This window comes from Bacillus cereus group sp. Bc031 (assembly GCF_027716265.1).
Classification (GTDB): Bacteria; Bacillota; Bacilli; order Bacillales; family Bacillaceae_G; genus Bacillus_A; species Bacillus_A paranthracis.
The window spans coordinates 1-20,682 of the sequence record NZ_JAQFUL010000047.1; the positions used below are offsets into that span (position 1 = coordinate 1).

Sequence of the window (20,682 nt, forward strand, 5' to 3'; positions counted from 1 at the left end):
ATGCTAGGAAACTAGCACGTACGGTGTGAGGTGGGGGAAAAGGTGGAGATTACATCAAAGCCTTACCTATCATCATAGTTTGTAAAAATTACAAAACGTTTAGGTGGTATTAACCTAAACATTTCACCTGAAAGTAATATCATTATTAACCCTTGTGCAATTGCTGTAACAGAGCTTCAGATTACGGATAAAGATGAAGAACTAGAAGCACTTGAACAATATGATAAGAAAGAACTCGTAGAACGTGATGGCGTAAAGTATGTGAGATTTGTACCAATTTTAGAGAAAATCAATGAAATACTAGGATTCTTTGACATTATTATTCGTGGGCAAGACTTTGATCAACCAGGATTAAATGTATTCCAACGTACGATGCTAGAAGATGCAATCCGTGAAGTGTTTGATAAACATGGTATTACTTCACATCCTTCTTCTTTATATACAGATGAAGTGAAGAAGGTGGATGGACAATTAATTCAGTCTCAAGTAAGAAAGCCAGAGCCGGAGTTAAAAGAAATCTACGATGTCATAGTAGAACATCATGGAGACGATGTGAAGGCAGAAGAGTTAATCGCTACGATTCGTCCGTTCTTACGTGATGGGTCAAAACCATTATTTGATGGGCAAAGTCATTTTGGTCGTGGTGTAGAAACACAGTTAAATGAATCACGTGTTGTTAACTTTAATATTAGTCATTTAGAAGAAGGATTCTTAAAACCAATCGCTTTCCACGTTATCTTGAACTATATTTGGGAGCACTGGATTAAGAGTCCAGAACACGCTATCAAACGAAAAGTACTGTATGTGGATGAGATGTGGCAGTTTATCGATTATGAACAAACGGTTAACTTCTTAGAAAAAGTAGCACGTCGTTCACGTAAAAGAAATGCCGGTATGTGTTGGGCAAGTCAGGACTTTGTTCGTATTTTAGAAAATGTAAAAGCTCGTGGTATCTTGCAATCTACTTTCTCTTATTTCTTCTTAGAACAAAATAAGATTGATAAGAAAAAGATTCAAGAGAACTTTAACTTAACTGCTGGGGAGTTAGATATTATCCTAAACAACCCTGGAAAAGGAGAAGGAATCTTCCGTGTAGGAGATAGTTCGGTTTGGATTCAAACAGATCCATCAGATAAAGAAATGATGTTTATTGAATCGAATGAAGCGGTACTTCAAGAGCTTTTAAACAATATGAAGAAAGTACAAGGGTACGCAGGATAGTAGCGTACCTTTGTAAAGGAAGGTGAAATTATGCTTGAGAAAATAATAGATTGGGTCGGAGGCCTTGTTATCCATATGGTAAAGGCCCTACTAGCGCCTATTTATGGATTTATGGATACTATTCCAGTTCTAGTCTTTGGTGGAGATAAATCTAATCTAGATTTTTTATATGAAAAGAATGCAGTTACGAATGTATTAGATACCGGTATGCCTGTCATGTTTAAACTTGTTGCTTTTTGTGTTCTCGTCAGTGTAGTAATTACAGCAGCAAAATATTCAGCAACGACTCTGAATCCAAATAATCGCACGGCATTAATTGAATATGCAAAAGACTTAATGATTATCTCGATTTGCCTCTGGCATTTAGATTTCTTTTATAATTTTATTTTTGATCTAAATTCTTGGATTATAGTAGAGTTTAAAGAGGCGTTAGGGAATTTTAACCCAGATCAGCAAATACCTCTATTAAAGAATGGACTGGCAGATAATAAGACGATTACAGAACTTTCAATGAAAGACCATAAAAATGATTATATGTTTATCATATTCGGACTATTTATTGAAGCTGGATTAATGATATGGGCAAACTTTTATTATTTAATGCGTGCTGTGACACTATACGTATTAATGTTACTAGGCCCTGTAATGGTAGGAATGTGGATGTTCCCACAAAAGAAACAACAGACTTTATATTGGATTCGTGAACTTATGGGTGCAGTATTAATTCAAGCGATTCACGCAATTACCCTATGGTTAGTTATTACACTTATTGGGGGTGCGCAAAATCCTATTATAAAATTAATATTACTTGCGATGTTTATCCCAGTTGGTGAAATCGTGAAAAGCTTTATTGGCCTTAGCACCAATGCATCCGCTGGTATTCATAGAGCAGGTACGATGATGGGTATGGGTGCTTTAGCAAGTGTGGCCGGGCTAGTTAAAGGTGTTCGTGATGACTACCGCAGCGCAAAAGATAAAGGGAAAGAAAAGAAAGATGGAGAGAAAGATAATAAAGAAGATGCGGATAACCCGAAAGATGCATTAGGAGCGAATTTAGGGACAGATGTTGGTACAACATCTCGTGCAGCTCGTATGTTAAAAGCTGGTCAAATTGGAAGTTCAATTGGTAAAGCAGCGACAGGACTTGCAGGTATGGCAGCGGGAGCTGGTCTTGGACCGGGAGCGATGGTAGCAGGATCGCAAGTTGGAAGTGCATTAGGTAGTGCTCCTGGTGCAGTGGCTGGTAGAAGTGTTGCTGCAGTCGGCGAAGGAGCTGTGGCTTTAGGAAAACATATTGGTTTCAGTGTAAAAAAGGGTGCGGACACGTATTCAAATCTAAATGGCGAATCTTATCCGGAACTAACCGATGAAGATATCGCACAGGATTTAGCTACAAAAGACTTTGAAAATTGGAAAGCAGATAATCCGGATTCTGCAGTTGCAAGCCGTTTAAAACAAGCATTCCCTGGTGCATCTGATGCAGAGATTGCTAAAAAAGTAGCGAAAACAAATAGTGATCAAATGTCTCGTTTCTCAAATCAGCGGAAACAAGATTTACAAAATATGAAGAAAGCCGCTACACCATATGGAAATGCTAGAGATTTAGTAAAGGCTGCAACGAATGCATTCCAAAAGGGGTATGAGGCAGACCATAAAGACACGTTTATGAGTCAGTTACCAGAAAATATGTCAGCAGAAGAGAAAGAGAAACATTGGAACGATCATCTGAACACAAAGGTACAAGGATTTAGAAATCACGCAGAACAGGCGGCAACAAAAGCGGGAGCTATGCCAGTTGATGCGAAGGACAAACAAGGAAATAATCTGTTTGATAAGTCCTATGTGAATAAAGATGCGTTTGCTTCTCGACTTGCATTAGGAAAAGTCGGAAAAGCAGTCGAGGATGTAAAAGGAGAAACGTTAGAAAGTGGCCATCAATATATGGGACAAGTCGGTGCTCTTGTCGGCGCTTCTACTGCTGCATTTAAGAAAGCGTATAGTGCAGACCATAAGGCTGGATTTATGAAACAATTCCCTGCAGATATGCCGCAACAAGAAAAAGAAGCAGCATGGAATAAGCATTTAGATCAAAAAGTACAAGGCTTCAAAAATTATGCACAACAAGCGGCGGAATCAGCTGGTATTGTACAGCAAAAAGACGGTACAAACTATGCGAATAAAGAAGCTTTCGCTTCTCATTTATCACAACAGTTACAAAAAGATCCTGGTTTAAATGCTATGGGTATATCCAGTTCGGCAGGTATTCAGAAGGCAGTTAATGGTGTGAAAACACACGGTTTGACAAGTGGAAATGGAAGTCAGCAAGCAAAACAAGTAAGTAATGTTGGGAACCTAGTACAAGCCTCTACAGAATCCTTTAAACAGGGCTATGCAGCAGAACAACAGGCAAGCTTTATGAAAAAGTTGTCTCCAACTATGTCTCAACCACAAAAAGAGCAAGCTTGGCAGTCTCACCTGAATGAAAAAGGAAATGAATTTAAAGCAGTCGCACAACAAGCGGCAGTACAAGCGGGAGCGATGCCCGTACAGGCAAAAGATATGAGTGGTAAGAGTCTACATAATCAATCGTATATTAATAAAGATGCCTTTGCTTCGCAATTAACGAAAGGTTTACAAAGCCATGCAAGTCTTGGAACGGTGAGCCAACAAGTAGGTTCTGGAATTACTAGTGCGATTCAAGGTGTTCGTTCACATGGCGTTGCGACAGGTGGCGCAATCAATAAAGCTGTATATGCAGCGACACAAACGCAAGCGAGTATAGCACGTGCAGGAGATCTTTCCGTTGCGGAAATTGAACGCTCTTATGCAGATGCATCAACAAGTGTAGCGAATATTGCACAAAGTGCTGGTAAAATGTCTATCCCAACTTCCGCAGTGGGACGTATGACACAGCAAAGTACAAAACTTGGCATGAGTGTAATGGAAGGTGCGAAACACCTTATGCTTGCGGATCGCATTGATACGGTATCAAATGCATACTTTAGTGCCGCGAGTGCTGTACAACAATCCGGAGGGAATGCAGTACAAAGAGTAATAAGTGGGACTACTGCTGCAGTTAATACATCATTAGGTGGGAATGCAGCAGAGCGTCACTATAATGTGACAAAAGGCTTAAGTTACGCCGCAGGTGTGATTGGTGGTGCGGGTGCTTATCAAGCAACTGCACGTATGGTAAGTAAACATAATCCGTATAACAGTGCAGTTCGTACAGAAGCAAAAGAGATTCAGGAAATTCAACAGATGGTACCGACAACAACAGATCATACAGGCGCGCAATCGGTTGTAAAAGGTGCCGTACGTCTTGTGACGACAAATAATAAATCTTGGATTGAAGCAAAAGACGCTAGTGGTATGACGCAAGTTGTATCTCGTTATGGTAGTGGAGATAGCAGTATACGATCTGGACAAGTCGTATATCAGGACTTAAATATTTCAGATGGACAATTAACGCAGTATCGTAATGGTGCGAAAGCATCTCCAGCCTATATACAAGATTCAAGTGGTGGAAAAATCAATATCAATCGCTCGATCAATGTAAATCCAAATCAATTAGTAGGAAATCAAAATCAAAGACCGTTGCAACAGAAACCGGTATTTAATGAACCACCACTTACGGTCAATCACAAGGTAGACAATGGTCACTTCTATATGTCTGATTTAGACCAAGGTGGTTATAAGAATGTACAAATGGTGGTAGAAAGAGATCGTAGTTACATGGTTGCGACAACAACAGACGGTACAGTGTCACGTATTTCGCCATTCGGAAAAGGAGATACGCGTTTACAAGCAAACCAAAGGATTGAAAGAGCTTGTGAAGTGAAAGACAGTAGTATTAAGCCAAAAGAAGAAATTTTAGTCACACATACACAGGACGAAGTTGTTCGTACAGAGACGCATCTGAATTTATCAGAACATGACCCGCAAAATCTGATTCCATTTGCGCCAAATCCTCGCTTAGCGCAGCGAAGAGGAAGAAATTCTCAAAATGGAAAATATGGTGTGATAAGTCTATGAGTCAAAATCCTAACGATCCAAATGAACAGAAAAAAAGTAATCCTTTAAAAGATGTAGCTTCCCACTTTATTAAGAAAAAAGGGATGCAAGCACGCGGGAAGATGGCAAAATTGGCAGGAAAAGCAGGAAGGGCGGCAGCGAAAGCTGCTGCCAAAATGCTAAAAGCAGGTATATTAAAAATTGTGGGTGCTGTTGTAGCAGCGGTTGGAGTACCTGCCGCTTTGGTAATGGGAGTAATTATTGCTGTGTGTGTGATTTTAGTCTCTTTTGTACCTTTTACCGATGATGAAGATAAGACAGAGGAACAAGTAAAAAAATATATGGAAGTCTCAATGGCTTTGAATGTGGATTGGAAAGAGGTCGTCGCCTTTGACATGGCACGATATGATAATGATTTAACTGGTAAAGATCCGCATGATGCTATATCATATTTCTTGGATATCCAATATGAAGAATATACGGAAAAAGAGGTATGCGAGGCGGGACCGAATGGTCCTTGCGAAAAAAAGAAAAAGGAGATGCAAAAAACAAAATCTGAAAGTTACTCCGGACCAGATGTAAAAAAGATATTAGGAGATACAGATTTTAAGAAAAAAATAGATGAGATTAATGCGAGTGGAAGTAAAAAAGTGACAACATCTTCTCATGGGCTAGAGAAAGCTATGGAACTCGCAAAGTTTAGTAAAAGTCAAAAAGAGCGTGCGCGTGAGATATTAGAAGCCGGGATGTTAGAAGGTATGTATGGACATCTAGCACCTTCTAGTAATTTTGTTGGTGGTATGTGTGTAGGTAATGTGAGCCCTGGCGGGGAGCCTGTCAATCTTAATGCAAAAGTTACAGGATATCTTCCAAAAATTAAAGAAATGGCAGAAAAACATGGTGTTGCTCAATATGTTGGTATTTTGGCTGCCCAAATGATGCAGGAATCAGGTGGAGCAGGAAATGACCCGATGCAGGCTTCAGAGGGGCAATATGGAGATATGAGCTCATCTTGTATTGGTGTAAAGGGAAATGCTCGTGTAGGGTGTATTAAAGATCCCAATATTTCTATAGAAGCAGGTGTACGGGAATTTAAAGATGTACTAGGAAAGGCCAATGGTGACATTGCACTCGCTTTGCAGTCATACAACTTTGGCGAAGGTTTTATTAGTTACGCTTTAGCAAAGGGTGGCTATTCAGAAGAAACAGCTATTGAGTTCTCAAGAAGTAAGAATCATTTAAATCCAGGTGGTTGCTCCGATCCGAATAACTTTCGAACCAAGGTAAATGCGTGTTACGGGGATTTTACATATGTTTCCAAAGTTTTAAAATATTACAAGGATTTAGGTTGTGTAGCAAATGGAGATGGAGAATGGATTTCTGATAAAGGTTGGAAATGGCCAACGAAATCAGGGCGTATTACAGGTACATTTGATGAAATTCATAATAACAAACCGCATAATGCTGTAGATATTGGAGCCATGACCGCTGGAAAACCAGGAGACCCTGTATGGTCGATGGAAGCAGGAATAGTTACAGCTCAAACAGGATATGTAAACTACGGTGGTCTAGGTGTCTATATTGACCATGGAAATGGCATTGTATCCCGTTATTTACACTTGAGTAAGATTTCAGTTACTCCAGGAACTATGGTAACAAAAGGACAAATTATCGGGGAAATGGGTGGTTCTAACTATGTTGGTGGTGTTCTGAACATGCTTGGATACGCTGTCCATTTAGATTTCCAAATTCGTATAAACGATCAACCGATGGATCCAATGAAGTTCTTTAAGAAAAATGATGATCCAGGGTTATCATCTGGTGGTTCTCCTACCATGACAAATGCTAAACGACAAAAGGTACTGGAAGAAGCGAAAAAATGGCTAGGGCAAGGAAAAGTCAGATATGTATTAGGAGACCGTAATCCACCAGGTGGCTCTTCAGATTGTTCAGGATTTACGCAGTATGTCTTTAGAACAAGCATAGGTGTACAACTTGGAGATTGGACAGGTGCTCAAGTCGGACAAGGTAAACCAGTACCAGATATCAATCATGCACAACCAGGGGATCTTATTTTCTATGAAAACCCAGGGCACGTTGCAATTTATATGGGGAATCAAAGAATGATTCATATTGGTGATAATAAAGGTGTACAAATTACAGGTCTAAACTATACGGCAAGAGGTCAACATATGACGCAAATTCGTAATGTTATAGACTGATATGGGATGTGAAGAAATGAAGAAAGTCATGAATGTGTTAGCGAATCTGCCTCGTAAGTACTTAGTTATATTGGGGATTATTGTGTTGGTAGTAGGCGTTGCTACTTATAATACGATTCATCGTTACATGATGAAATCTCAAGTACAAGAGGAAGAGCAAGTCAATCAAGATGAAATCGAGATGCTTGGAGATAAGCCAAAGGGATTTGATACAAAGGAAGAGGAATATATCGCAAAGACAAAAACTGTAGAGGATTTACTACGAAAAATTTCTAATAGTAGTTATGATGTTCCGTATTTGTTTACAAAGGCTGGATTTGGTATTGAACCAATGAAGATGACAAGTAATGAGCGTATGCTGGCTACAGAAGCTGTTCAAAGGTATTTTCTAAATGGAGATAAGTTTTACAATGCGCGTATTACCAAAATTGATCGTGGGAAAAAAGTAGATACGTTTCATATTGAAGTTTTAATTCAACAGGTAAACTTCTTAGAACCACGACAATTTAAAGTGCAGGTAAACAAATATGCTCAAATTGTAACACCAATTGAACAAATTCCACATGGACAAGAAGAAGTACCTGTGGATTAAGAAGAAAGTGAGGGTTGTGGAGAAAAACACAACCCTTTTATAAAAAAATAAAGAGTACCTAAAATTATTTATTTAATATTCATAATTTTCTGATATAATAAAACCATGGTTAAAAGAAATTTGTATATAACGCTAAATGAAATGGATATGGAGGAATACAAATGAGAATGTTAATTGGTACTGCTGCGAATTTTGTTTCGGGGTATTATATAGGACGAAATTCTGGATTATTAGGAACGTTGCTTGGCTGGGCTTTTCTGTTGGGTGGTGGCTATCTGTTAATAGAAAATTGGGATAGTATCACAGTATGGATGCATAGTTTGAATATTGTACAAGGACTAGATGGTTACGAAGACATGAGCAATGGCTTTATTTTTATATGCTTGGTAGTAAGTGGCTTTATTCTCATCTTGTTGTCACCAATTTTCGTTATATTATTATTAATTTGTTTCGTATTAATGAATATTGTAGCTTGTACACTTGTGTTATTAACATCACCAAGTACGTACATAAAGAAGAAAGATAAGGAGAGTGAATGGGAATGAGTACAATTCTAGTTTTAGGTGGATCAAATGGAAGAACGTTAGAGAAGTTGGCCAAAAAAAGAGATTGCCAGGTTATTTTCCATGATGGGAAAAATCACGGAGGCGTAAAGAAAACCTTTCGAAGTGTTATAAAAAAATGTGATGTTATTGTCATTCAAAAAGGTGCATGTGGCCATGTATCTATTGATGTAGCAAAAGAGTACGCAAAGAAGTATGATGTTCCCCTTTTATTTAATCAAGGATTTGGTGGAACTGGTGCGCTTGAAATGGGATTAAAGCATTTGAAGGTTGCATGAGGTTTGATACATATCTATGGAATTATAATTGTTAAATCAATATATAACATTTATAAAGAGGACGGAGGAAGCTAGTGTTTAAAGATATATATGTATTATTTCCACCAGAAGGGAAAGAAAGCATTGAATTTCAATTCTTTTTAGATATAGAGGGAGAGAAGTTTTACGAATATTATAAGGAAAAATATAAAGACCCTATGTCCGATGTATCTGCATATTTTCCAATGTTTCAAAATACGTATGAATCCTATTTAGAAAGATTTTTGTACCCGTATGTAAGTAGCTTTAAAGAAATTCGATTAGGACGGGATACATGGGAAAATGAAGGTATTTGGTTTGGTATTCATCAAGACGGAAGGGAACTGGGGATTCTTTTGCCTAGAGTTGATTTTACGTATTACAAAGGAGCGTTATCCTACAAAAATTGGCGAACAAAATAACTGTACAAAGTCTTTATTTACATACAAAAAAGGAGAAATGAGAATGACACAAACAGCCGCATATCGTTATACAGTTCCGTCAGTAGATGGAGAAGGATGGGGGGTATTTTTATACGATCAATCCGGAGTTTTTACAGCTGTTACAGACTTCGGTAACTTTTCTCATTGGTTTTCATTAGGAAGAAACAAAAGTATAGAAGAATACTTAATTAGCCGAAGACCGGATCAGATACTTTGCAAAATTGCAAAAGAAGATGTGGTTGATATTGAAGGAACCATTACTTATATCAAAAAGAATTTGCTATATGATCGCAGAGAAGGGCGCTTTACAGAAGATGATGCAAGGACAGAATGGAAGCTTATTGAGGAATTACAGGTAGATTTGGAAGATTACTCAAATGAAGTAGCATTTCAATATTGGTACGACAAAACAAAGATACAATTTGACGACGGTTTTTTTCAGTACAAATATCCAAGTGCAGCTGTTCGATTTTCAAATGAAACATTTGTGAGATTTCAAGAGAAATTGAAGGTGGAATTAAAAGAGGTGCAAGCATGAAGCCAACACTTGAAATGATAAAAGATGAACGTGGTGGAGTGGAAATGACTTATACAACAAGTGGAGGTAAGCAATGCTCTACTTACTTTACCGGTCCTCCAGAAGATATAGATCACGTTTGCTCGGATTATATGAAGGGACGTTTTGCAAATGTTAGAACAAAGAAGCAAGTTGATTTCATAAAACGTAGATATAAAGAAGTATATCAAACGGTATTTGGTGTGATGGACGGATTAAAGGTAGGCGACAAGGTAGTAATGCACACTTGCTTAGAGGCAAAGCGTTATGACGGAAAAGTATGGACTTGTAGGACAGATCAGTTTACAGCAGAGAGTGGCACGCAAGTGGTTTTTCTAGAAGAGTTTAGAGGGTACTTTGCAGTTAAGTTTTTACAACGAATTAGTTTGTTAGAAAACTAAGCAGAATAATTATGTGGGAGCGATTAGTAGCTGAAATGCTAGTTATCTAGCATTTTGTGCTTATTGTTGCTGTAATGAGTGGTATCGAAAAGATAAAGAAAGTGGAGGATGGAATTAAGAATATGAGTAGTGGTATTAAATATAAATCGGGTTTCGTCATTTTGATTTATTTTGTTATGACACAATTTGTAGGGATAATAGGTGTACTATTGCTAGCAAAGACAGGTTGGTATGATATTCAGGGAAACCAACAGCAAGCAATCCAAAAACTTCTTGTGCATTGGGAACTAATTGGGTTTTCACTTACGCTGATAATCTTTTTTCTTATATATAGTAAAGAATTAATAAGTGATCCAAAGTTATCGATTAAATTATCAAGAAAATCATTCATATGGATTTTAGTTGGGATCATATTCGTATTTCTTGCGCAGATGGTTGGTAGTGTATTAGATAAGAGTGTATTTCAGCTAACTACGCAATCAGCAAATACGTCTAATACAGTCGCTGCAGCAGCAATATCTCCTGTGGCACTTATTTCAATTGTTCTTCTTGCACCGTTAGTAGAAGAGTTTGTTTTTCGTTATGCGGCCATAAACATTTTAATGTCTAAGTTTAAGCAAACTTGGAGCATAATAATAAGCTCATTGTTCTTTTCTATTATGCATTTTGATTTTCCGTTTATATTTGGTTATTTTTTAATTGGACTTGTACTTGCTGTAGTATATGTGCGTACCAATAGGTTACTAATATCATTTGTTGTTCATGCTAGTATGAACTTAATTGTTGTCATACTTCAGATTTCTTGATAAAAATGTGGTGCTTGCACACATGACATTGAAATAGGATGTTTTAAAAGAGGATACTATACTCAATAAAAGGTATAGCATCCTCTTTTTGTAAATTTAATATTTTTGATTTTTATGCGCTTTGCTTCCATAAAAGACGATTACCAGATATCTCGAATCCATGTTTCATATAAAAATTAATTTGTTTGGCTTTATGTTGACTATCATCACTAACCATAAGACCAGTTACTTTGTCTACCTGAGATTCTACTGCTATTTGTAGTAAATGTTTCATTAATATGCTTCCTAACCCCAAGTTACGTATTGGTTCTTCAATAAATATATCAGCAAGGTCTATAGTGGTTCTTGCCGATATATAATGTGCGTACAGATATGGCTCAGGGAAAACCGTTCCTTTATTTGTAATTAATCGAATTTTTAATACAATAGAATTTTCTTCGTATAAATTGGTATCTTCATATAAATGACGGTACACAATGATACCACCATTTTTAATATTGATTACAGATAAAACCTGGTATCCCTCCTTTAATAACAAGTTATAAGTAGTGTGAAGTTCATATTTCACATCACCAGGTACTTGTAATTTAACTTTTCGTATTTTACTTTTTCGAGGGTTATTGTTAATACTAAACATATTATCACCTATCTTTATAATTAAATTAATATTACCTTATATTATGTTAAGTGGATTTCTATGGAATATAGGTTCAAGTCAGAGAAAAAGCACCAAAAGGTGCCTTTCTCTGACTTGAACCACTTTAATTTTAATAACACCATTTTACAACCACAAATATATCTTTAATCTTTCATATAATATTTTAACATTTTTTTCAGTTAATTGCATGTAGCTGGTAAAAAATAGTCTATTTCTTATAAATTCCTTTTCTCCATATCCACTCAATAGGACCATAGCGGAAATATTTACTCCAAATCTTGCTGAATAGTATTTGTACAAAAATAATTAAAAGCCCAAAGATACATAGTTGCCAGTAATATAAGTGTGAGACATCTTTAAAGCACCACGAAAGAATCACAAGCGTAAGTATGCTTTGAGTGATGTAATTCGTTAAAGCATACTGGCCAACGTTCATAAAGGGGTGCAGGCATTCTATATATTTTTTATTCTCACAAACTCTCAGTAGAGTACAAATATAGAATATAGCTAGCATTTTCCCTCCAAATAGAATCCATAGTTGTACATCCTGAGAGTAATAGACATCTGTTTTTATAAAGTAGTAGATAATAGGACAAGAGAGAAGGCATGAGATACATAACGAACTCCACTGTAAAAATCTAATTTTCTTTATTAATTCCGGTACCCTTTTAAAAATATTTTTCTTACCAGCCCATAACCCGATTAAAAATAAGCCTATATATTCCGGAATTCCTATGAGTAGTTGCTGGAATTCCTGAGTCATTAGAAAGAAAAGACGTGCTTTTACTTGATGAGAATAATGTATAAATAGATTTACAGTGTGATTGGTAGTGTTACCTGTAAACATATATTGATAGTAATTTGGTACTTCAGTAATAGAAGAACTTGCTCGTAAAAATACAATAATATGTAATACATAACTAACCGTTAGGAAACTACAACCAGTTATAAAAATAAGCTTAGTAGATCGCTTATAAAAGAACAATAGAATAAATCCAGCTATAGCATACGCATGTAGAATATCTCCATACCATAGAAAGGTGAAGTGGAGTAAACCGAAGACTAGTAAAATACATAGTCTCCGGGTAAATAGCTTATACATATGATATCCTTTTATTTCTGTATTTTTCATAAAGATATAAAATCCTACTCCAAATAAGAATGCGAAAATAGTGTAGAACTTTGCTTGTATAAACAAATCTACTAAAAAACGAATCGTTTTATCTGTACCGGTGTAACCTGCCTGATTAAAGGGATCTAGTCCCGTCATAGTGGGTAGATTCGCAAATAGGATACATAGTGTGGCGATACCTCTTATTATGTCTAAAGAATGAATACGGGCGTTTTGTTGCATGTTAATTCTCCTTTCTTACAAAGAAAAACGAGCACTATACTAGCTAGCGCTCGAATTACGTCTTGCAAAGAATCCATCATAGGTAGCAGCTGAAACAGCTCCTTCTAAACGTTCAACTTCTTCACCTCTGTTATAAGCTACAACAACTGGAGTACCTGGAATGTCGAACTCTTGAAAGGCACTTTGATTTTCTGGTGTAGAGATATCAATACGATAAATGGTTCTATCATGCTTTTTTGACATACGATTGATATCTGGTGCAGCTTTTTTACAAAAATGACAGGTAGGTTGATAGTAATACGCAATGAACTCTTCATGGGATTGTATTTTTTGCTTTAATTCTTCTTTTGAAATATCTTTTATATTCTCAGGTGATCCTTTTACATCTGCAGCAGATACAATTGTTTTTTCTGGTGTTATAGTTTCTGTTTTGACTGATTCATTCTTAGTTAAAGTAAAGATCGCGATACATGCAACGCATAAAGTTGTGATAACTGCTCCAATTTTGTAGACTTTTTTCATAGTAAATTCCTCCTTAAAGTAAAAAAAAGGACAAACCTCGCCCGAGTTAACAGGGCGTAAGGTTTGTCCTTCACGCTACGTACAATAGAGTATAAACAATGGAAACAAATTTTCTATCTATATAATACCATAAGATTTATATAGAATGCTATAAGAATTTTAAAAGAAAAACAAAGGAACAACTTAATTGTAAAATTTCATGTACCAGATTACATCTTAAAAATAACAAACATCACAACAAGGGGATTCTCTGTGCTGTATCCAACTGATAGGGATATCCAATAAGCATAAAATCATTCAACAAACACATCTCAAAAAGTGTGTGTACTTATGAAGTGTGTCTTAAGTACATTTTGATACCTTTTGAAGTAGTTTAAGCTGCATAGAATATACTATATCTAAAGGTGTACCTTTTGGTAGAGTGTAATTGACTTTGTGTTACGATTGTTTTAAAAATGGGTTGCGAAATTAATTGTAGGATACACGGCGGCGAAATAATATTAAGGATTTTATAGTTAAAATTATCAAAAAAATCAATAAAATCATAGTTTACAATTTTATCCTTTAGTTGGTATCATTTACTTATTAAGGGGGGAGTACATGGGTTTAAACATGTATTTGGGAGAAGTACAAGCTCAAACAGAAAGTATGAATGCTTTTTGTGTAGCCACTATTCAAGGTATGGAACAAGTTATTAATTCAATTGATGCTTTTGTGGGCGATACTATTTTGCAAGGGAAAACTTATGATACAGGGAAGACATTCTTTGCACAGACATTTCGTCCTTTAGCTCAAGGCATTATTTATTTGTGTGAAGAATTAATTCGACAGAATAATTCCTTTCCGAACGATTTTCAATCACAAGTCGCTACAACAGATGTCATTGAACAAGAAATACGAGAACAAATTCGAGAAATTGACCGAATGAAAGCAGATATTGAAGGAACTAGTAGTACCCTTCCAGGAATGCAAGTTATGGTGGGAATTTATGATACGATGAAACAAAAGCTTCAAGAAAAACTAGAGTATTTATATGAATTTAATTATGTTTCTAGTAGTAATTATGATACAGCGCTTCAATTAGCTACGAGTATTGCTCAAGGTCTTGCAGAAGTTCAAAGTGGGAAAGGTTTTAGTCCTGCGAGTGGAACATTCAGTATACAAGATTTAAATATGAATTGGACTGCATCAATTCAAAAAATCACAGAGGAAAAAGCGCGTGAATCTGATAAAATTGTGTATAGCGATTTAAATCAAGAAGAAACAATAAACAATGAAACTTCATTAGCATCAGGAAAAAAAGAATTTGATGGTAATAAATTAGCCAGAGATATTACAGGTGAAATAAGTGGAGAATATGATGTTCGGCGTGCTTGGGAAGGTGTAGATCCGTCTACGGGAGAGAAACTTGGTACTTTCGACAGATTCATAGCTGGAGGTATGGCGGTAGCCGGTATTACACCAATCGGGAAGTTGGTTAAAATCGGTAAAGGTGTAAAGATGTCAGCTAGTGCTGTTAAAACTGTAAAGGGTGCTGAGTCGAATTATGTGCTTTTTAATAAAACGCATATACAATCAATGCCTAAACCAAAAGGGAAAGGTCCAAATGGAGGAAGGTTACAATCTCATCATGGTTTACAAGGGAAATGGGCGGAAGCAAATCTAAGTCAATATGGATATGATCCAAAACTTGCACCAACAGTGACGATTGAAACAGGAAAGGGGTTACCACATACTATTATTACTAATGCGCAGAACTTGAGACGTGATGAACGTGTAGCCTTAGGAAATGGGAAATGGAGCTCTTCTTTACAAGCGGAATTAAAGAATATAGTTTCTGATTTTGAAAAAGCGGGATTTTCTAAAGAAACTATTAGAGGAACTTTAGAACAACAATATAGAATGCTTGATAAGTTAAAAGTAAAATATGAAAGGATTGAGTATTAATGAGTATACTTGAGAACTTAAATACAATTTTCACTTTAGAAACAGAAGAACCTCCAGCAACAAAAGAAACGATTCGAGAATTACAAGATTTTTCATCAATAGATGTTCCTTCAGATTATCTAGAGATAATTCAACAATGTACAGATGCAGAGATTAATGTAAATAATGAAATATATATCCGTATTTGGAGTCCAGAGGGTTGTATAGAGATGAATGAAGCTCATAATATCCAAAAATATATACCTAACTCACTAGCAATTGGTGATGATGAAGGTGGAAAGGTGCTATTATATGCAAATGGTAAAGAAGGATTCGGATTATATATGGTAGATTTTGGGGATTTAGATATCGAAGAAGCAATTAAAATATCACCTTCTTTGAAACTGTTATTAATGGATGGCGTAGGTGTAGAAAAGTTATTGTTATAATTTTAAGGACATATGAAAACCACTGTATTCTGAAAAGTTAACGTTAAAGCATTTCTTATAAAACTTTATACAGCAAATAAAAAGAACCTACATTGATAGGTTCTTTTCGTTTTGTTAATAATTATTTGTATTACGCATTGTAATGGGGTAATGACATAACTTTTTAGTATTTTATTGTTTTAAATAGTTTCACCATGTGCATATTGAACAAAATCTACTTTTTCTTTTGATACAGATTGTAAGTTTGTAGTGTTACTGAAGCTGAAAGATAAAAAACCTGTGACAATAGCAAAAATTAATAGAGATTTTTTCATTATTTTAAAGCTCCTTTCTCTGAAGCCTTTTTATCAGCTTCATTTGTCATGTGTAGATATTTGCTCGCTTTTTCATACGATTTTAACTCGTAAAACTTATTGCCTAGAACAGCTGAATAATCTTTTACGTATTTCCATAACTCTTCTTTCTTAAAATATGAAATCCCTGCCAAAATGATGTCTTCTAATTCATCTGTACTTATATTGTCATTTAATCCTTTTAGAATATTGAAATGATGAGTATACTCTTCATTTGAAATTTTTAATCCGTTTTCAATATTCAAGCTAACAGCGTTTTTATCATTTAATTTGAAATACTCCTGCGCTAATAAGAACAGTGTTTTTTGGTTATTTACAAGTGATCCATTTAGGTATTTAATTGCTAATTCGGAAAGGTTTTGATCTGCATACAATAATCCTAAATTATGTTTCACTTTTGCTGATAGTTTATCCTCGTCGTGTTTGTTGAAAGTATTTAAAGCTGCAAGGAAGTGTTCTTCCGCACTTTCATACTGACCAAGGGAAGTACAAGCAAGACCTAGTGTGTTATTACAAGCAGCAACTTTGATTTCATACCCTGCATGCTTTGAAAATAATTCCTTTGCCTTTGTAGTATATTTGATTGCTGGTAGTGGCTGATAAATATGATAGTGGAAAGAACCAAACATGTAATTAAATTCAGCTATTTCAAGTTCATCTGGAATTTCTTTTAATAATGTTTCAGCTTCTTCGTATTGTTCTTTAGCAGAAGTGTAATCCCCCATGTTAATTGAATAAATGGCTTTAAAAAAAGAATGATAGTATCTTAGGAAGGTATCTGCTTGATCAGGTAAACAATCTATCTTTTCTAAACTATCTTTATAGTTTTTAACGTCATGGGTAAGTAACTTATATCTGAAGTCTAGTAATGAATAATAGATAAGGATATTTTGATCTTCTTCTATTTGATGAATTTTACTATCGATTTCTTTCTTGTAATTCGTGGATTTTACTACATGTTGTGAAATGATGGATTGATACCAATTGTTTAGTAGATTTGTTATTTCTCCTTTGGAGACAGTTTGCACATTCATATTTAATCCCCTCATTCTATTAGTATATATTTCCGTAATTTTACCATATTACTTTAATTTGAAGGGGGTGTTGTTGTTGAAAAATAAAAAACTGATTATTCAGTTTTTTATTAAAGGGGGGAGTAGTTCTTCATTTGCTTGATTTTCGCATGTGGAATTCATTATTTTTTTTCATCTGGTTGAACGTTACTTATATGTAACGAGAGGTGATGGGAATGTTATTTATGCTAGATGAAATTATGACACCGAGGGAAAGATAATAAATTAATAGATGCATTGATCGAGGGTGGCAAAGTTAAATACTATAAGCCTGATGGGAAACAACGTGGAGAGAATGGATTTTAACTGTAGAAGCTATGGATTTTCTCTTTCCTAAAAGAAAGGAAATAATTAAATGAATTATCCTGAAAAAGTGTTAACAAAGTTATCTATTTTTGTTATTATAAAGATAACAAAGTTATCACTTTTGAAGGGGATGTTATAAATGGAAAAATACATTGTAAACTATCATACTGGTGTAACAGAAGAAGTTGAAGTAAATGATTTAAGTGAAGCGAAAAAAGTTGCTGAAGAAGGTATAGCTTACACGCAAGAAAAAATCACAATTGAAACTTTAGATGGCGAAGTAATAACAACCTCATATTGGTATGGAATATCCCCACAAGAGGATGATAATGTACTTGAAACGGTTGGTGGCGGCTTTTATCAAGTGTGGAGCGATGAACTGGGGGAGTAATTCCCCTTCTCGTTGGTTTAAAGGAATTTGCTGAGATACTAGGTTGGGATAAAGCACGTTTAAGCACAAAGTTTTCTCGACAACGAGATGGGAAGAAAGTAAGACCATTATTACCCGAGCCAATCCAGATCCTTGCTTCTACACCTATTTGGACATTTAAACAGGCAAAAAAATATAAAGCTATAATTGATGGTAGGTCTGCTGAATAAGCAGACCTTTTTATATAAATTCTACAAAAAATTTAGTATCGATGATTCCGAATGCAACTTTACAGGGAAACGGATTTTTTCCTACTGAAGCAGCACGCATACAAGAAAGTACCCAATGTTCTAGTTCTAAAGGTAAGCGATATAATTGAATACTACCATCATTGTTTTTTACTGTTATAAGAGGCGCAGTTACCCTGGTTGAAGCAAAATCATCCGTTGTTATTATTGCTACAGCATCATTAGTGTGAAAACCAGCGCCTAGAACTTCATAAATCATTCCATCTTTTTCATTAATAATCATTGGTATATTTAAATGGGGATAGTCATTTATATCGTTATGAATAATTGCTCCTGCTGCACTCTTTCTTATTTGAGCCTCTTGCATTGTGTACACTCCTTTATAATAGTTTGAATGTGCTTACGTAAATAAATTCTATTTTGCATCTATTATATTATAAAATTGCAGTTTCATCCTATTATAAAAAGCATCGGTACATATAACAGCACTATTTGGTGGATCAATATCAACGACAGTCATATAGCTAGAGAGTAAATAACCATCCTCATAATATGTAATTAGTATTTCTTCTTCAGATAATAAGGAACATAATAACATGTTCTCAATTAGTTCTTTTTCTTCATCTGTTAAGATCGGCCGAGTTACTTTGTTTTTCTCCTTGATGATTTCACGTATTCCAGCAAACTGTTCAGGCATTGCTGCGAACGGAGAAAATTTGACCATTCCTCTTCCTTTGGGCATATTGGCGTTACTCATGATTTATGTCCTCCTATTAGTGTATTTCTGTGTCTAGCTGTAGCGCTATGCGTGTAGGAAATTCCGCGTAAAATACTGTTCTTCCCAAACTTTGTGCGTATTTCGTCCATTACTTTTGTTAACTTCACTTCTTGTTCTCGTTTCGTGACATTATCAAAAAGAGAAATTTGTTCTTCCCCTTCTTGAATTAGGTTTGTTAAGGATATGTTTATGCTGCGAATGGGTTCGCCAGTATATTGTTGATGTAAAAAGTATGTACAGATCTTATAAATATCCATTGTTAGGTTAGTTGGACGACTTAAAGTATGTGTTTTTCTAATACCACCGTTATAACTCTTGCTATAACCGACTGAAAAATGAACGGTTTGAGCAAGTTTATTTTGTCTTCTAAGCCGATAACAAACTTCTTCAATATGTTCCAGTAGAATAATCGGAAATTCCTCTATTGTGTAATCGCGCATGAGTATTTGGCTTTTCCCAACAGAAGTTGTGGCAGGAACATATTTTTCTGAAATGCGACTAAAGTCAATTCCGTAGCTATGTAAGTGTAATTCTTCTCCAATCTTACCGAAGCTCTGTTTTAAGTATTTAAGAGGGTAATTGGCTAAATCTCCTATAGAATGTATTCCTTTTCGATTCAACTTTTCTTCCGTTTTGTACGAAATGCCCCAAAATGTATTAAGCGGTCGTATGCTCCATAATTTTGTTGGGACATCTTCATATTTCCAATAAGCAATGCCATTTTGATTCTTCTTTGCTTCAATATCTAAAGCTACTTTGCTCATTAAAGGGTTAGGGCCAATTCCTATTGTGCATTCGATTCGTGTTTTCGCATATATTTCACGTTTAAATTTCAACGCAAACTCATAGGGATCGTTAGCAAATAAGTGAATACTATCCGTAATATCCATGAAGAATTCATCGATGGAATATTGGTGAAAATCCTCAATAGGAACGTACTGTAATGCTAACTTTGTTATGTAATTAGAACATTTAATGTATGTTCCCATAATCGGATTTACAACAAGAATGTCTTTTCTGCGAGGAATCTCGTATAATCTGGCCATCTTTTTTACACCCAATGCTTTTAATGGTGGAGTGGCAGCTAGAACAATTGATCCGTTTCTATTTACATCACCGACTACTGCCAATTTTGTATACATAGGATCTAACCCCATTTTGATGCAACTTACTGAAGCGTAAAAGCTACGTAAATCAACACATAAGATGATTCTATTCGGTAAGATAGAATAGTCATACACTGTTATTCCTCCCTAAATCAAAAGAACGCTTGTTCTTATTATATACGAACTTGCGTTCTTTTATAAAGAGTTTTTGTTTAAAAATAATTTTTTGCAAAGAAAGGACACTCTTATACGAGTGTCCTTTCAGATATTCTGCTTGTGGGAGCAGCAATTCTAACACAAAACAGCAATAAGAGGGAATAGATATATATCCTCTTACTATTGATTAAAGGCACGAAACATAAAAGAAGAGACACTATACAGTGTCTCTTCTTTTATGTTGATTTAGCTCTAAAGAAAATGTAGTG

General features: G+C 35.5%; 19 protein-coding genes and 2 pseudogenes. 14 read left to right on the top strand and 7 right to left on the bottom strand.

The genetic code is table 11. From position 1 onward, the window contains the following. Nucleotides 1–78: 78 nt before the first annotated feature. From PDQ33_RS17680 to PDQ33_RS17725, 10 genes and pseudogenes are all read left to right on the top strand, one after another. A pseudogene (locus tag PDQ33_RS17680) lies at nucleotides 79–1,221 on the top strand (VirB4 family type IV secretion system protein); the annotation flags it as partial. A 30-nt stretch (nucleotides 1,222–1,251) separates the two neighbouring features. Further along, the gene (locus PDQ33_RS17685) at nucleotides 1,252–5,256 is read left to right on the top strand and encodes a hypothetical protein (protein WP_270756356.1); all 4,005 of its coding nucleotides are present in this window, start codon (nucleotides 1,252–1,254) and stop codon (nucleotides 5,254–5,256) included. Then, entirely contained in the window at nucleotides 5,253–7,457 is a 2,205-nt protein-coding gene (locus PDQ33_RS17690) for a lysozyme family protein (RefSeq protein WP_048520099.1), read from the top strand. Before PDQ33_RS17685 ends, PDQ33_RS17690 begins: the two co-directional genes overlap by 4 nt. 16 nt (nucleotides 7,458–7,473) lie before the next feature. Continuing rightward, nucleotides 7,474–8,049, top strand: a complete 576-nt coding sequence (locus tag PDQ33_RS17695) for a hypothetical protein (protein WP_000757469.1) — start codon at nucleotides 7,474–7,476, stop codon at nucleotides 8,047–8,049. Nucleotides 8,050–8,210: 161 nt separating this feature from the next. Beyond that, the gene (locus tag PDQ33_RS17700) at nucleotides 8,211–8,594 is read left to right on the top strand and encodes a hypothetical protein (protein WP_048520098.1); all 384 of its coding nucleotides are present in this window, start codon (nucleotides 8,211–8,213) and stop codon (nucleotides 8,592–8,594) included. Continuing rightward, on the top strand, nucleotides 8,585–8,890 hold the full coding sequence (locus PDQ33_RS17705) for a DUF2325 domain-containing protein (RefSeq protein ID WP_073541001.1): 306 nt from the start codon (nucleotides 8,585–8,587) through the stop codon (nucleotides 8,888–8,890). Before PDQ33_RS17700 ends, PDQ33_RS17705 begins: the two co-directional genes overlap by 10 nt. Before the next feature lie 74 nt (nucleotides 8,891–8,964). After that, on the top strand, nucleotides 8,965–9,330 hold the full coding sequence (locus PDQ33_RS17710; RefSeq protein WP_073542995.1) for a hypothetical protein: 366 nt from the start codon (nucleotides 8,965–8,967) through the stop codon (nucleotides 9,328–9,330). 43 nt (nucleotides 9,331–9,373) lie between these two features. Further along, nucleotides 9,374–9,889: a hypothetical protein gene (locus tag PDQ33_RS17715; protein ID WP_048520095.1), complete on the top strand. Its 516-nt coding sequence runs from the start codon at nucleotides 9,374–9,376 to the stop codon at nucleotides 9,887–9,889. Beyond that, complete coding sequence (locus PDQ33_RS17720) at nucleotides 9,886–10,308, top strand: hypothetical protein (protein WP_270756354.1); 423 nt, start codon at nucleotides 9,886–9,888, stop codon at nucleotides 10,306–10,308. Before PDQ33_RS17715 ends, PDQ33_RS17720 begins: the two co-directional genes overlap by 4 nt. 122 nt (nucleotides 10,309–10,430) lie before the next feature. Beyond that, complete coding sequence (locus PDQ33_RS17725; RefSeq protein ID WP_048520093.1) at nucleotides 10,431–11,114, top strand: CPBP family intramembrane glutamic endopeptidase; 684 nt, start codon at nucleotides 10,431–10,433, stop codon at nucleotides 11,112–11,114. A gap of 112 nt (nucleotides 11,115–11,226) precedes the next feature. On the opposite strand, the gene PDQ33_RS17730 is transcribed toward PDQ33_RS17725, so the two are convergent. The 3 genes from PDQ33_RS17730 to PDQ33_RS17740 form a co-directional block, all read right to left on the bottom strand. Next, the gene (locus PDQ33_RS17730; protein WP_048520092.1) at nucleotides 11,227–11,751 is read right to left on the bottom strand and encodes a GNAT family N-acetyltransferase; all 525 of its coding nucleotides are present in this window, start codon (nucleotides 11,749–11,751) and stop codon (nucleotides 11,227–11,229) included. Nucleotides 11,752–11,980: 229 nt separating this feature from the next. Beyond that, nucleotides 11,981–13,126: a DUF418 domain-containing protein gene (locus PDQ33_RS17735; RefSeq protein WP_048520091.1), complete on the bottom strand. Its 1,146-nt coding sequence runs from the start codon at nucleotides 13,124–13,126 to the stop codon at nucleotides 11,981–11,983. A gap of 39 nt (nucleotides 13,127–13,165) precedes the next feature. Continuing rightward, nucleotides 13,166–13,648, bottom strand: coding sequence for a thioredoxin family protein (locus PDQ33_RS17740; RefSeq protein WP_000758632.1), 483 nt, complete (start codon nucleotides 13,646–13,648; stop codon nucleotides 13,166–13,168). Between the two features lie 600 nt (nucleotides 13,649–14,248). On the opposite strand from PDQ33_RS17740, the gene PDQ33_RS17745 reads away from it, so the two are divergent. Next, nucleotides 14,249–15,595, top strand: a complete 1,347-nt coding sequence (locus PDQ33_RS17745) for a pre-toxin TG domain-containing protein (RefSeq protein WP_052943650.1) — start codon at nucleotides 14,249–14,251, stop codon at nucleotides 15,593–15,595. Beyond that, a complete protein-coding gene (locus tag PDQ33_RS17750; protein WP_073542994.1) occupies nucleotides 15,595–16,023 on the top strand; it encodes an SMI1/KNR4 family protein in 429 nt (142 codons plus the stop codon). Before PDQ33_RS17745 ends, PDQ33_RS17750 begins: the two co-directional genes overlap by 1 nt. Before the next feature lie 313 nt (nucleotides 16,024–16,336). On the opposite strand, the gene PDQ33_RS17755 is transcribed toward PDQ33_RS17750, so the two are convergent. Next, entirely contained in the window at nucleotides 16,337–17,410 is a 1,074-nt protein-coding gene (locus PDQ33_RS17755; RefSeq protein WP_073543614.1) for a Rap family tetratricopeptide repeat protein, read from the bottom strand. A 267-nt stretch (nucleotides 17,411–17,677) separates the two neighbouring features. Here PDQ33_RS17755 and PDQ33_RS17760 point away from each other — a divergent pair. Both PDQ33_RS17760 and PDQ33_RS17765 read left to right on the top strand, forming a co-directional pair. Next, nucleotides 17,678–17,808: pseudogene (locus tag PDQ33_RS17760) on the top strand (hypothetical protein). A gap of 86 nt (nucleotides 17,809–17,894) precedes the next feature. Beyond that, on the top strand, nucleotides 17,895–18,146 hold the full coding sequence (locus PDQ33_RS17765; protein WP_000417392.1) for a hypothetical protein: 252 nt from the start codon (nucleotides 17,895–17,897) through the stop codon (nucleotides 18,144–18,146). Nucleotides 18,147–18,365: 219 nt separating this feature from the next. Here PDQ33_RS17765 and PDQ33_RS17770 read toward each other — a convergent pair whose 3' ends face one another. From PDQ33_RS17770 to PDQ33_RS17780, 3 genes are read right to left on the bottom strand one after another with little or no spacing between them, the layout of a single operon-like run. Continuing rightward, entirely contained in the window at nucleotides 18,366–18,740 is a 375-nt protein-coding gene (locus tag PDQ33_RS17770) for a hypothetical protein (protein ID WP_073543615.1), read from the bottom strand. Between the two features lie 48 nt (nucleotides 18,741–18,788). Then, nucleotides 18,789–19,130, bottom strand: a complete 342-nt coding sequence (locus PDQ33_RS17775) for a YolD-like family protein (protein ID WP_073543616.1) — start codon at nucleotides 19,128–19,130, stop codon at nucleotides 18,789–18,791. Continuing rightward, complete coding sequence (locus PDQ33_RS17780; RefSeq protein ID WP_270756346.1) at nucleotides 19,127–20,392, bottom strand: Y-family DNA polymerase; 1,266 nt, start codon at nucleotides 20,390–20,392, stop codon at nucleotides 19,127–19,129. The genes PDQ33_RS17775 and PDQ33_RS17780 overlap by 4 nt, the downstream gene beginning before the upstream one ends. Between the last annotated feature and the right edge of the window lie 290 nt (nucleotides 20,393–20,682).

Bases quoted from the DNA above. Each gene is read 5' to 3' on its own strand.
- PDQ33_RS17700 (WP_048520098.1), top strand. From the start codon at position 8,211: ATGAGAATGTTAATTGGTACTGCTGCGAATTTTGTTTCGGGGTATTAT.
- PDQ33_RS17720 (WP_270756354.1), top strand. From the start codon at position 9,886: ATGAAGCCAACACTTGAAATGATAAAAGATGAACGTGGTGGAGTGGAA.
- PDQ33_RS17695 (WP_000757469.1), top strand. From the start codon at position 7,474: ATGAAGAAAGTCATGAATGTGTTAGCGAATCTGCCTCGTAAGTACTTA.
- PDQ33_RS17775 (WP_073543616.1), bottom strand. From the start codon at position 19,130: ATGAGTAACGCCAATATGCCCAAAGGAAGAGGAATGGTCAAATTTTCT.
- PDQ33_RS17745 (WP_052943650.1), top strand. From the start codon at position 14,249: ATGGGTTTAAACATGTATTTGGGAGAAGTACAAGCTCAAACAGAAAGT.
- PDQ33_RS17705 (WP_073541001.1), top strand. From the start codon at position 8,585: ATGGGAATGAGTACAATTCTAGTTTTAGGTGGATCAAATGGAAGAACG.
- PDQ33_RS17765 (WP_000417392.1), top strand. From the start codon at position 17,895: ATGGAAAAATACATTGTAAACTATCATACTGGTGTAACAGAAGAAGTT.
- PDQ33_RS17715 (WP_048520095.1), top strand. From the start codon at position 9,374: ATGACACAAACAGCCGCATATCGTTATACAGTTCCGTCAGTAGATGGA.
- PDQ33_RS17685 (WP_270756356.1), top strand. From the start codon at position 1,252: ATGCTTGAGAAAATAATAGATTGGGTCGGAGGCCTTGTTATCCATATG.
- PDQ33_RS17740 (WP_000758632.1), bottom strand. From the start codon at position 13,648: ATGAAAAAAGTCTACAAAATTGGAGCAGTTATCACAACTTTATGCGTT.
- PDQ33_RS17735 (WP_048520091.1), bottom strand. From the start codon at position 13,126: ATGCAACAAAACGCCCGTATTCATTCTTTAGACATAATAAGAGGTATC.
- PDQ33_RS17730 (WP_048520092.1), bottom strand. From the start codon at position 11,751: ATGTTTAGTATTAACAATAACCCTCGAAAAAGTAAAATACGAAAAGTT.
- PDQ33_RS17770 (WP_073543615.1), bottom strand. From the start codon at position 18,740: ATGCAAGAGGCTCAAATAAGAAAGAGTGCAGCAGGAGCAATTATTCAT.
- PDQ33_RS17690 (WP_048520099.1), top strand. From the start codon at position 5,253: ATGAGTCAAAATCCTAACGATCCAAATGAACAGAAAAAAAGTAATCCT.
- PDQ33_RS17755 (WP_073543614.1), bottom strand. From the start codon at position 17,410: ATGAATGTGCAAACTGTCTCCAAAGGAGAAATAACAAATCTACTAAAC.
- PDQ33_RS17725 (WP_048520093.1), top strand. From the start codon at position 10,431: ATGAGTAGTGGTATTAAATATAAATCGGGTTTCGTCATTTTGATTTAT.
- PDQ33_RS17750 (WP_073542994.1), top strand. From the start codon at position 15,595: ATGAGTATACTTGAGAACTTAAATACAATTTTCACTTTAGAAACAGAA.